Annotated in this window: 10 protein-coding genes; all 10 read left to right on the top strand. The window is 62.1% G+C overall.

Annotation, left to right across the window (positions count from 1 at the left end):
* Window positions 1-96: 96 nt before the first annotated feature.
* The 10 genes from rimP (at window position 97) to N1937_RS22590 (ending at window position 12,489) form a co-directional block, all read left to right on the top strand.
* Window positions 97-699, top strand: a complete 603-nt coding sequence (rimP, locus tag N1937_RS22635; RefSeq protein ID WP_170277193.1) for a ribosome maturation factor RimP — start codon at window positions 97-99, stop codon at window positions 697-699.
* Window positions 700-758: 59 nt separating this feature from the next.
* Complete coding sequence (gene nusA / locus N1937_RS22630) at window positions 759-2,360, top strand: transcription termination factor NusA (RefSeq protein WP_170262728.1); 1,602 nt, start codon at window positions 759-761, stop codon at window positions 2,358-2,360.
* Window positions 2,357-3,049: an RNA-binding protein gene (locus tag N1937_RS22625; protein ID WP_170262727.1), complete on the top strand. Its 693-nt coding sequence runs from the start codon at window positions 2,357-2,359 to the stop codon at window positions 3,047-3,049. Before nusA ends, N1937_RS22625 begins: the two co-directional genes overlap by 4 nt.
* A 101-nt stretch (window positions 3,050-3,150) precedes the next feature.
* Entirely contained in the window at window positions 3,151-5,883 is a 2,733-nt protein-coding gene (gene infB / locus N1937_RS22620; protein ID WP_260057026.1) for a translation initiation factor IF-2, read from the top strand.
* Between the two features lie 150 nt (window positions 5,884-6,033).
* A complete protein-coding gene (gene rbfA, locus N1937_RS22615) occupies window positions 6,034-6,438 on the top strand; it encodes a 30S ribosome-binding factor RbfA (RefSeq protein WP_017966457.1) in 405 nt (134 codons plus the stop codon).
* Window positions 6,439-6,451: 13 nt separating this feature from the next.
* Window positions 6,452-7,384, top strand: a complete 933-nt coding sequence (gene truB, locus N1937_RS22610) for a tRNA pseudouridine(55) synthase TruB (protein WP_260057025.1) — start codon at window positions 6,452-6,454, stop codon at window positions 7,382-7,384.
* Window positions 7,385-7,479: 95 nt separating this feature from the next.
* Window positions 7,480-8,331 (top strand): alpha/beta fold hydrolase, encoded by an 852-nt coding sequence (locus N1937_RS22605; protein WP_260057024.1) that lies wholly within the window; start codon window positions 7,480-7,482, stop codon window positions 8,329-8,331.
* A 153-nt stretch (window positions 8,332-8,484) separates the two neighbouring features.
* Window positions 8,485-8,754: a 30S ribosomal protein S15 gene (gene rpsO / locus N1937_RS22600; protein WP_003544317.1), complete on the top strand. Its 270-nt coding sequence runs from the start codon at window positions 8,485-8,487 to the stop codon at window positions 8,752-8,754.
* A gap of 349 nt (window positions 8,755-9,103) precedes the next feature.
* Window positions 9,104-11,242: a polyribonucleotide nucleotidyltransferase gene (gene pnp, locus N1937_RS22595; protein ID WP_026154380.1), complete on the top strand. Its 2,139-nt coding sequence runs from the start codon at window positions 9,104-9,106 to the stop codon at window positions 11,240-11,242.
* Window positions 11,243-11,472: 230 nt separating this feature from the next.
* A complete protein-coding gene (locus N1937_RS22590) occupies window positions 11,473-12,489 on the top strand; it encodes a class I SAM-dependent methyltransferase (protein WP_017966453.1) in 1,017 nt (338 codons plus the stop codon).
* Window positions 12,490-12,524 lie beyond the last annotated feature (35 nt).

Below are 12,524 nucleotides of genomic sequence, written 5' to 3'. Positions count from 1 at the left end.
ATTCTTGATCGCTTGATGAAGAGTGGGCCGCAAGGACCCGCTCTTTTTTATTACCGCGATCGCTTAAACAGCATGAAATTGCGAGGAGCGCACCGCTTGTCGGACATGACAAACGCAGACAACGAACTTGAGCCGCGGCTGATTACTGAAACCGGGCTCGACCAGCGTCTTGCCGATATCATCGAACCCGTTCTCGTCGGCATTGGCTTTAGGCTTATCCGCGTCCGGATGCTGAACCAGAACGGCGCGACGATGCAGGTTATGGCCGAACGCAACGACGGCACGATGTCGGTTCAGGATTGCGAAGAAGTCTCGATGGCGATTTCTCCCGTCCTCGATGTGGAAGATCCGATCGATAAAGAGTATCATCTGGAGGTGTCTTCGCCCGGCATCGACCGTCCGATGGTGCGGAAATCCGATTTCGTCCGCTGGCAGGGCCACCTTGTGAAATGCGAGACGTCGATCTTGATCGACAATCGCAAGCGCTTCCGCGGCAAGATCGTCGAAGCAGGCGCAGATGGTTTCACGCTCGAGCGTGACCAGGTTGCCTATGGGGAAGAGCAGAAGGTCACCATTCCCTTCACGGCGCTTAGCGATGCGAAGCTCATTCTGACCGACGACCTGATCCGCGATGCGTTGCGGGCCGACAAGCTGGCGAAAGCCCAGGCCGCCAACCAGAACGAAGCGGACGAAGAATAACCGATCAACAGACCGCTCCAGGGACGGGAACCCTGGAGTAAAGACGGAGAAACAAGACAATGGCAGTCAGTGCGAACCGGCTCGAACTTCTGCAGATCGCAGATGCAGTGGCGCGCGAAAAAGTCATCGACCGCGAGATCGTGCTGGCCGCAATGGCCGATGCCATCCAGAAGGCGGCACGCTCCCGTTACGGCACCGAGTCGAACATCCGGGCCGACATCAACCCGAAGACCGGCGAAATCCGCCTGCAGCGCCTGCTCGAAGTCGTCGACAAGGCCGAGGATTATTCGACGCAGATCCCGCTGGAGCTGGCCCGCGACCGCAACCCGGACGCCGCACTCGGCGATTTCATCGCCGACCCGCTGCCGCCGATGGATTTCGGCCGCATCGCCGCACAGTCGGCCAAGCAGGTGATCGTCCAGAAGGTCCGCGAAGCCGAGCGTGACCGCCAGTTCGACGAATTCAAGGATCGCGTCGGCGAAATCGTCAACGGTACCGTCAAGCGCGTCGAATACGGCAACGTCATCGTCGATCTCGGCCGTGGCGAAGGCATCATCCGCCGCGACGAAATGATCCCGCGCGAAAACGTCCGCTATGGCGATCGCGTCCGTGCATACGTCTATGACGTCCGTCGCGAGCAGCGCGGCCCGCAGATCTTCCTGTCGCGCACGCATCCGCAGTTCATGGTGAAACTCTTCACCATGGAAGTGCCGGAGATTTACGACGGCATCATCCAGGTGAAGTCGGTCGCCCGTGATCCGGGTTCGCGCGCCAAGATCGCGGTGATCTCGAACGACAGCTCGATCGATCCGGTCGGAGCCTGCGTCGGGATGCGCGGCTCGCGCGTCCAGGCCGTGGTCGGCGAGCTCCAGGGCGAGAAGATCGACATCATCCCGTGGAGCCAGGACCCGGCGACCTTCGTCGTCAACGCGCTCCAGCCGGCCGAAGTCGCCAAGGTCGTTCTCGACGAGGATGCCGAGCGTATCGAAGTCGTCGTTCCCGACGAGCAGCTGTCGCTTGCGATCGGCCGCCGCGGCCAGAACGTCCGCCTCGCCTCGCAGCTGACCGGCTGGGATATCGACATCATGACGGAGGCCGAGGAATCGGAGCGCCGCCAGAAGGAATTCAACGAGCGCACCAACCTGTTCATGGATTCGCTCGATGTCGACGAGATGGTCGGCCAGGTTTTGGCTTCGGAAGGTTTTGCCGCGGTTGAAGAGCTGGCTTATGTCGATCTCGATGAAATCTCTTCGATCGACGGTTTCGACGAGGAGACGGCGCAGGAAATCCAGCAGCGTGCCCGCGAATTCCTCGAGCGTCTCGAAGCCGAGATGGACGAGAAGCGCAAGGCGCTCGGTGTCCAGGACGAACTGCGTGAAATTAACGGCATGACCGCCCAGATGATGGTGGCGCTCGGCGAAGATGGCATCAAGACGATCGAAGACTTTGCCGGCTGCGCTGCCGACGATCTCGTCGGCTGGTCGGAACGCAAGAACGGTGAAACGAAGAAGTTCGAAGGGCTGTTCTCGAAGTTCGACGTCTCGCGCGTCGAAGCAGAACAGATGATCGTCCAGGCCCGCCTTTCGGCTGGCTGGATCACGCAAGAGGACCTGGCGAAGGGGACCGAAGAAGAGGTCACCGAAGCCGAACAAGAAGCATGATGACCGCGCATGAACCGGACGCTCCTCTCGGGGACGACGATCTTGCAGGTTATGACGTGAACGGACGCATGTGCATCGTGACGCGCGAAAGCGGATCGCCGGAAGAGCTGATCCGCTTCGTCGCCGCTCCCGATGGAACAGTTGTCGCCGATCTGAAGCGCGAGCTTCCGGGACGCGGATGCTGGGTGAAGATCGACCGGTCGCTGGTCGACAGGGCGGTGGCAAAGAAGCTCTTTGCCCGCGCGCTGAAGACGGATGTAAAGGCGGCGGACGATCTCGGCGCGAATGTCGACCGGCTGCTGGCGGCGCAATTGATGCAGATGATGAACATGGCGCGGAAAGCCGGCCAGTTCGTCAGCGGGTCCTCGAAAGTGGATGCCGCGGTCAGAAGCGGAGCAGCGCTTGCGGTGTTCCACGCGACTGGTGCAGCGGACGACGGCGTCCGGAAAATCGACCAGGCCCGCAAGGCCTGGCACCTCGGAATGGAGACCGAGGAGGAGATACCTTCCTTCCGTCTCTTCTCGGAGAGCGAAATGGAAGGCCTGATGGGCCAGAATGCTTTTATCCATGCCGCAGTGCTTGCAGGGCAGGCGGGTGAAGGTGTAGTGAAGCGCGCAAAGATGCTCGAACAGTACCGTAATGGCGGTCAGTCCCGGGCAGCGGGCGGCGCTGGCCGGCAAAAACAATGAGACGGTCACCGGCATCGGCCGGTCCCATTCTCATTGATCGACAGTATTGAACGACAGGGTCTGATCTAGTCATCGCTCCCTGTCCGAAGGAACGGGAACGAATGACCGATAGTAACGACGACAAGACAATCAGCGTAGCGGGCAAAAAGACACTCACCCTGAAACCATCGGGGATGAGCCAGGGTACCGTTCGCCAGGATATGGGTCGAGGCCGCACCAAGGCGGTCGTCGTCGAGACCCGTAAGCGGCGCCCGATGCGCCCGGAAGATGAAAAGCCGATCACACCCGTCGCTCCGGCGGCCCCCGTCCGCGCAGCCGAACCGGCGCCCGCACCCGTGCAGGCACGTCCGCAGCAGCCGGCTCCGCGGGTTCAGCAGGGCAACAACAACCAGACGAACCAGCGTCCGCAGCCGCCGCGCCAGAACGATCGTCCGCGCCCGGTGGTGCTGAACCATCTGTCGCCGGAAGAGATGGACGCCCGCCGCCGCGCGCTTGCCGACTCCCAGGCGCGTGACGCCCAGGATGCGATCCGCCGCGCCGAGGAAGAAAAGCGCCGTGCCGCCGAAGAGGTTGTCCGCAAGGCAGCCGAAGCGGAGGAAGCTGCCCGCCGGGCTGCTGAAGAGGCTATCCGGCAGGCTGAAGCACCCACTGTTGCCGAACCGGCAGCCGCAGAACCGGCTCCGGCCGAAGCACGCTCCGACGCGCCACGGCCGCAGCAGCCCGCATCGTCGGCACCGGCCGCACGCCGGCCCGATGCGGCTGGAGCACCTGTTGCCCGTCCGGCACCGGGCGCTGCCGTCCCCGGCGCCGTTCGCGGCCGTCGCGACGAAAAGGAAGAAGACGATCGTGGCGCAGCGCGCAGCGGCCCGGTCCGTGGCCGCGTCGTGCGCCCGGAACCGGCAAAGCCGGTCACGACTCGTCCGAAGACGGATGAAGAGCGCCGTCGCGGCAAGTTGACGATCACCACCGCCAACGTCGACGGCGAGGACAATGCCCGCGGTCGTTCGCTCTCGGCGATGCGTCGCCGGCAGGAGAAGTTCCGCCGCGGTCAGATGCAGGAAACCCGCGAGAAGATCTCCCGCGAAGTGGTTCTGCCCGAGACCATCACCATTCAGGAACTGTCGCAGCGCATGTCCGAACGCGCCGTCGACGTCATCAAGTACCTGATGAAGGAAGGCCAAATGATGAAGCCGGGCGACGTCATCGACGCCGACCTTGCCGAACTCATCGCCGGCGAATTCGGCCATACGGTCAGGCGCGTGTCGGAATCCGACGTCGAACTCGGCATCTTCAACGTGTCAGACGACGATGGCGAACTGGTTTCGCGCCCGCCCGTCGTCACCATCATGGGCCATGTCGACCACGGCAAGACCTCGCTGCTCGACGCCATCCGCCATGCCAACGTGGTCTCCGGCGAAGCCGGCGGCATCACCCAGCATATCGGTGCCTACCAGGTGGAGCAGAACGGCCAGAAGATCACCTTCATCGATACGCCCGGCCACGCCGCCTTCACGGCAATGCGTGCCCGCGGTGCGCAGGCGACCGACATCGCGATCCTGGTCGTCGCAGCCGACGACAGCGTGATGCCGCAGACGATCGAATCGATCAACCACGCCAAGGCGGCCGGTGTTCCGATCATCGTGGCGATCAACAAGGTCGACAAGCACGAGGCCGATCCGCAGAAGGTCCGCAACCAGTTGCTGCAGCACGAAGTCTTCGTGGAATCCATGGGCGGCGAAGTGCTTGACGTCGAGGTTTCGGCCAAGACCGGCAAGAACCTCGACAAGCTGCTCGAGGCGATCCTGCTGCAGGCGGAAATTCTCGATCTCAAGGCCAATGCGAACCGGACCGCGGAAGGCACTGTCATCGAAGCCCAGCTCGATCGTGGCCGTGGTTCGGTCGCGACCGTGCTCGTCCAGAAGGGCACACTGCGTCCGGGCCAGATCATCGTCGCCGGCGACGTCTGGGGCCGCGTGCGCGCTCTCGTTACCGACAAGGGCGACCATGTGAAGGAAGCTGGTCCGGCAACACCGGTCGAGGTTCTCGGTCTGTCCGGCACGCCGCAGGCCGGCGACAAGTTCGCCGTCGTCGAAAGCGAAAGCCGTGCCCGCGAAATCTCGGAATATCGTCAGCGTCTGGCCCGCGACAAGGCGGCTGCCCGCCAGTCGGGACAGCGCGGTTCGCTGGAACAGATGATGATGCAGCGCCAGAGCGTCGGCATCAAGGAGTTCCCGCTGGTCATCAAGGGTGACGTGCAGGGCTCGATCGAAGCGATTGCCGGCGCCCTGGAGAAGCTCGGCACCGACGAAGTCCGCGCCCGCATCGTCCATTCGGGGTGCCGCGGCATCACCGAGTCGGATATCTCGCTCGCCGAAGCCTCGAACGCGGCCATCATCGGCTTCAACGTTCGTGCGAATACGCAGGCACGCCAGTTCGCCGAGCGCGAAGGCATCGAAATCCGCTACTACAACATCATCTACGACCTCGTGGATGACGTGAAAGCAGCGATGTCGGGTCTCTTGTCTCCGGAACGGCGCGAAACCTTCATCGGCAACGCCGAGATCCTCGAGGTGTTCAACATCACCAAGGTCGGCAAGGTCGCAGGCTGCCGTGTCGTCGAAGGCAAGGTCGAACGTGGTGCAGGCGTCCGCCTCATCCGCAACGACGTTGTCGTTCACGAAGGCAAGCTCAAGACCCTCAAGCGCTTCAAGGACGAAGTGTCCGAAGTGCCGATGGGTCAGGAATGCGGCATGGCCTTCGAAAACTACGAAGACATGCGCGCCGGCGACGTCATCGAGTGCTTCCGCGTCGAGCATATCACGCGCACGCTCTAAACTGCTGCGCCTGAACTTTTTCGAACGCCATCCGCCAGCCGGCGGATGGCGTTCGAGCATCTGGCGACTTGACCTTTTCGACCAAAAGAGTCATGGACGCTCTTCTTTGACGGGTTCGATTCCCAGCCGCATCGGCAAATAGAGATAACAATGACCAGAGCAACTTCTTCCGCGCCTTCGCAGCGCATGCTGCGCGTTGGCGAACAGGTTCGCGCCGCTATCACCCAGGTGCTGCAGCGCGGCGAGGTGCGCGACGACGTCATCGAGGCGACCGTGATCTCGATCTCGGAAGTGCGCATGTCGCCGGACCTCAAGATCGCCACCGCCTATGTGACGCCGCTCGGCGTTTCAGATCACAGCATCGTCATCGAAGCATTGAACCGCAATGCAAGGTTTATCCGCGGCCGGCTCGGGCAGCAGCTTCGGCAGATGAAATACATGCCGGAGGTGCGCTTCCGCGACGATACGAGCTTCGACAACTACAAGAAGATCGACGAGCTGCTGCGTTCGCCCGAGGTGAGCCGCGACCTCGACGGCGACAATGACGAACAATAAACAGAAGAGACGCATGTCCAAACCACGCAAACCCAAGGGCCGGCCGATTTCCGGCTGGCTGATCCTCGACAAGCCGGTGGATTTCGGCTCGACGGAAGCCGTTTCCAAGATCAAGTGGCTCTATAAGGCTGAGAAGGTCGGTCATGCCGGCACGCTCGATCCGCTCGCCTCCGGCATGCTGCCGATCGCGCTCGGCGACGCGACGAAGACCGTTCCCTACGTGATGGACGGCCGCAAGATCTATGAGTTCACGGTGAGCTGGGGCGAGCAGCGGGCGACCGACGATCTCGAGGGCGAAGTGACTGAGAGCTCGGACAAGCGCCCGAGCGAACAGCAGATCCGCGATATCCTGCCTGGATATATCGGCACCATCAGCCAGGTGCCGCCGCAGTTTTCCGCGATCAAGATAGCGGGCGAACGTGCCTATGATCTGGCGCGCGAAGGCGAGACCGTCGAAATCCCCTCGCGTGAGGTCGATATCTTCCGGCTGACCTTGATTGGCTGCCCGGACGCCAATACCGCGCATTTCGAAGTGGAATGCGGCAAGGGCACCTATGTCAGGGCGCTGGCGCGCGATTTCGGCCGCGAGCTCGGCTGCTACGGCCACGTGTCCGGGCTGCGGCGCACCTTCGTCGCGCCCTTCGCGGAAGAGGCCATGGTGCCGCTCGCAGATCTCCTGGCACTGGAGGCGATCGAGGACATGGACGAGCGGCTGGCGGCCCTCGACGCGCTGCTGATCGACACCTGCGAGGCGCTATCGTCCCTGCCCCATCTCGTCATCAACGACGACCAGGCGCACCGGCTGAAGATGGGCAACCCGATCCTGGTGCGTGGCCGCGATGCGCCGATTGCCGAAAGCGAAGCCTATGCGACGGCCCGCGGCAGGCTGATCGCGATCGGCGAGATCGGCCAGGGCGAGTTTCGCCCAAAGCGGGTTTTCGCCTGAACCTGTTTGGGTTTGTGACAACGACAGAGATTGCCAGCCGCCAGCAATGAGATATTTTCCCTGTCGGGCCATGGCGGCCCGACAGGGGGAAGACTATGCGCGGAAATGTTATCGCAATCCTGACGTTCTTTTCGATGTTGCTTGCCGCCGCCGGCGCTCAATCCGCCGAGCGCTGGGCCGAGCTTCCGGCCTTTCCTTCGATGCCGGTGGCAAAGACGAGCGGCATGGCCGATGTGAACGACATTAAAATGTATTACGCCGAATATGGCGAAGGCGAGCCGATTCTCTTCATCCATGGCGGCCTTGGAAATGCCGACGTCTGGGGTCACCAGGTCGCCGATTTTGCGAGGGATCATCGGGTCATCGTTGCCGACAGCCGCGGACATGGGCGCTCGACGCGCAGCCAGCAGCCCTTCGGTTACGACCTGATGACGTCTGACTACGTCGCGCTTCTCGATTATCTGAAGATCGACAAGGTGACGCTTGTGGGATGGTCGGACGGCGGCATCATCGGCATCGACATGGCGATGAAACATCCGGAGAAGCTGACGCGCGTCATTGCCCAGGCGGCCAACGTCACGACCGACGGCGTCAAGGCTGACGTCTTGAACAACAAGACCTTCAACGACTACATCAACATCGCTGGCGAATATTACAGGAAGCTGTCGCCGACGCCGAACGAATACGACGCCTTCGTCACCCAGATCTCCGAGATGTGGGCGACGCAGCCGGCCTGGACGGCAGCGGATCTTGGAAAGATCTCGGTGCCGGTCACGCTTGCCATCGGCGACCATGATGAGGCCGTAAAGCTCGACCATACGGAGATGATGGCGAAAGTCATTCCGGGCGCCAAGCTGGTGATCCTGAAAGACGCCAGCCATTTCGCCATGCTGCAGGATCCCATGGGTTACGATGCGATGATCCGGGACGCCATGGCGGGCCGCTGAAAACCGCTGCAGGAGCTCCCCTCTTTCCATCGCGGCTTATTTGGTTTATAGGCAGCGCCAGCGTCAGGTTTGCCTGCTCGCATTCACGGCCAAAGCTGGACGACATCCCGGCTTTTGGCGACTTTATCTCCTCCTCTTAGAAAGGATCACCCGATGTCGATCACTGCTGAGCGCAAGTCTGCGCTGATCAAGGAATATGCGACCGTTGAAGGCGATACCGGTTCTCCGGAAGTCCAGGTCGCGATCCTGACCGAACGCATCAACAACCTGACCGAACACTTCAAGGACCACAAGAAGGATAACCATTCCCGCCGTGGCCTGCTGACGATGGTTTCGAGCCGCCGCTCGCTTCTTGATTATCTCAAGAAGAAGGATGAAGGCCGCTATTCCAAGCTGATCACCAGCCTGGGTATCCGCCGCTAAGATTGTCCGGCGGGCGCTTTCCAAGCGCCCGCCGGATGTGTTTCGGGACGACGTTCCCGATGAAATGTTCCAGCCGCGCCCTATCTTCTAAGCGGTGGAAAGACCGGCAGACCCGGATGGGCCGGATCTGCCAAACCAACCGTTGACCTGTCATGGGGCAGGATTGCCGGATGCTTTCGGCCAAGGCTTGTCAACGAGCTTTGGCCCGGTTTCTCAGGAATGCCTGAGGAAACCGAGGATGAAAAGCCTCCCGTTGTCTTGCCCGTGATACGTCACATTGATTGCGGTCGACTGTGCGCTGCGCCTTGATATCGGCGATGGCGCGTGCTCCCGCATTGAAGGACAAGACATGTTTGATACACACACAGTCGAAATCGAGTGGGCCGGCCGCCCGCTGAAGCTCGAAACCGGCAAGATCGCCCGTCAGGCCGACGGCGCGGTTCTCGCCACCTACGGCGAAACCGTCGTCCTCGCCACCGTCGTCTCGGCCAAGGCGCCGAAGGCCGGCCAGGACTTCTTTCCGCTCACCGTCAACTACCAGGAAAAGACCTATGCGGCCGGCAAGATTCCCGGCGGCTATTTCAAGCGCGAAGGCCGTCCGAGCGAAAAGGAAACCCTGGTTTCCCGCCTGATCGACCGCCCGATCCGCCCGCTCTTCCCGGAAGGCTACAAGAACGACACGCAGGTCGTCGTTACCGTTATCCAGCATGACCTCGAAAACGACCCGGACATCTTGTCGATGGTCGCGACCTCGGCTGCGCTGACGCTCTCCGGCGTTCCCTTCATGGGCCCGGTCGGCGGTGCGCGCGTCGGTTACATCAACGGCGAATATGTTCTTAACCCGCATCTCGACGAGATGGACGAATCGAGCCTCGACCTCGTCGTCGCCGGCACCTACGACGCCGTGCTGATGGTGGAATCCGAAGCCAAGGAACTCAACGAAGACGTCATGCTCGGCGCCGTCATGTTCGGCCACAGGGGCTTCCAGCCGGTTCTCGACGCGATCATCAAGCTCGCCGAAGTGGCCGCCAAGGAGCCGCGCGACTTCCAGCCGGCAGACTACTCCGCTCTCGAAACCGAGATGCTCGGCCTTGCCGAAGGTGAACTTCGCGAAGCCTACAAGATCACCCAGAAGGCCGACCGCTACGCCGCCGTCGACGCCGTCAAGGCGAAGGTGAAGGCACACTTCCTCCCCGAGGAAGGCGAAGCCCGGTACACGGCCGAAGAAGTCGGCGCGATCTTCAAGCATCTGCAGGCGAAGATCGTCCGCTGGAACATCCTCGACACCAAGAGCCGTATCGACGGCCGCAACCTCGAAACGGTCCGTCCGATCGTTTCGGAAGTCGGTCTTCTGCCGCGCACCCACGGTTCGGCGCTGTTTACCCGCGGCGAAACCCAGGCGATCGTCGTTGCGACCCTCGGCACCGGCGAAGACGAGCAGTATGTCGACAGCCTGACGGGCATGTACAAGGAGCGCTTCCTGCTCCATTACAACTTCCCTCCCTACTCGGTTGGTGAAACCGGCCGCATGGGCTCCCCGGGTCGCCGCGAAATCGGCCACGGCAAGCTCGCATGGCGCGCGATCCGTCCGATGCTGCCGACCGTTGAGCAGTTCCCCTACACGCTGCGCGTCGTCTCCGAGATCACCGAGTCGAATGGCTCGTCCTCGATGGCGACCGTCTGCGGTACCTCACTCGCTCTGATGGACGCCGGCGTTCCGCTGGCAAAGCCGGTTGCCGGTATCGCCATGGGTCTGATCCTGGAAGGCGATCGCTTCGCTGTCCTTTCCGACATTCTCGGTGACGAAGACCACCTCGGCGACATGGACTTCAAGGTCGCCGGTACCGCCGACGGCATCACCTCGCTGCAGATGGACATCAAGATCACCGGTATCACCGAAGAGATCATGAAGGTCGCCCTTGGCCAGGCCCAGGGCGGTCGCGTCCACATCCTCGGTGAAATGTCCAAGGCCATCACCGAAAGCCGCGGCCAGCTCGGCGAATTCGCTCCGCGCATCGAAGTCATGAACATCCCGGTCGACAAGATCCGTGAAGTCATCGGCTCCGGCGGCAAGGTCATTCGCGAAATCGTCGAAAAGACCGGCGCGAAGATCAACATCGAAGACGACGGCACCGTCAAGATCGCCTCGTCCTCCGGCAAAGAGATCGAAGCGGCCCGCAAGTGGATCCACTCGATCGTCGCCGAACCTGAGATCGGCCAGATCTACGAAGGCACGGTCGTCAAGACCGCCGACTTCGGCGCCTTCGTCAACTTCTTCGGCGCCCGCGACGGTCTTGTCCACATCTCGCAGCTCGCTTCCGAGCGTGTTGCCAAGACCCAGGACGTCGTCAAGGAAGGCGACAAGGTCTGGGTCAAGCTGCTCGGCTTCGACGAACGCGGCAAGGTTCGCCTGTCGATGAAGGTCGTCGACCAGGCCACCGGCCAGGAAATTGCGAACGAGAAGAAGAAGGAAGAAGCGGCCGAATAAGCCGCCTTCCAGATTCAAGACCGGGCGCGGGAATGCTTCCGCGCCCTTTTTGTATCCTAAAGCGCGGCGCGATCTTTCAGATCGCAGATTCAAAGTGATAGAGCGTCCTTAGCGCGTCTGAAAAGACGCGTGGCGCTCTAGCCGCACTTCAAGCCTTTGGTTTTGCGCATGTCGTGCTCGCAAAACCGCTGAACACTTTTGCGCGACATGCTTTAAGACGAGACGAGACCATGAGCAGCGAGACGCTGAAGACCCTGTTCCATCCCTTTGCCAGCGGCACAGTCGCGGCGCCCGGCGAAGGCGAGCGCGTGCTCTTCCTCGGCGCCGAGGCAGGCTTTGCGCTGCCGGAAGGCTTTGCCGCCTCGCTCAGCGCCGTCCAGGGCTTCCGGCCGCTCTACCGGCAGCTGCTGGCGCAGCGGATCGAAGCGAAGCCGGAGATCGACGGCGAGGACTACGATGCGGCTCTCGTGCTCTGCACCAAGCACAAGGGCGAGAACGAGGCCAATCTCGCCGCCGCTATCGCCCGCACGCGGCTCGGCGGCCTGATCGTCGTTGCCGGCGCCAAGGAAGACGGCATCCAGCCGTTGCGCAAGCGGATGGAAGGTTTCAATCTCGCAGTCGACCATATGCCGAAATATCACGGCGTTGCCTTCTGGTTCGGCCGGCCGGCGGATGCCGACGAGATCATCTCCAAGCTGGCAAAGGCGCCGGTACGCGTCGACGGCCGCTTCAATGCAACCGCCGGCATGTTCTCGCATGACCGCATCGATGCCGGATCGGAGCTGCTCGCCTCGCGCCTGCCTGAGGATTTCACCGGCGACGTGGCGGATTTCGGCGCCGGCTGGGGCTATCTTTCCGTCGAGATGGCGCAGAAGTCGCGTGGACTGACCCGTCTCGACCTCTACGAGGCCGATCACGCGGCTCTGGAGGCTGCCAAGGGTAATCTGGCCAAGAACTGCCCGAACGCGCCTGCACGCTTCTTCTGGCACGATCTGGCGGGCGAGCCGGTCAAGGACAAATACGACCTCGTCATCATGAACCCGCCCTTCCATGAGGGCCACGCAGCCGAGCCGGCGCTCGGCCAGGCGATGATCAAGACCGCCGCATCCGCCCTTCGCGGCGGCGGCCGCCTGATGCTCGTCGCCAATCGCGGCCTGCCCTACGAGCCGGTTCTGGCGGCGAATTTCAGGGAAAGCGGCGAAACCTGCCGTAACGCACGCTTCAAGGTTCTCTGGGCGAAGAAATAGGCTTACGCGGCTTCGACGCCGATCCTATCATCGAA

This window comes from Rhizobium sp. WSM4643, assembly GCF_025152745.1.
Taxonomy (GTDB): Bacteria; Pseudomonadota; Alphaproteobacteria; order Rhizobiales; family Rhizobiaceae; genus Rhizobium; species Rhizobium leguminosarum_I.
This window is presented reverse-complemented; position numbering and strand designations above follow the sequence as displayed.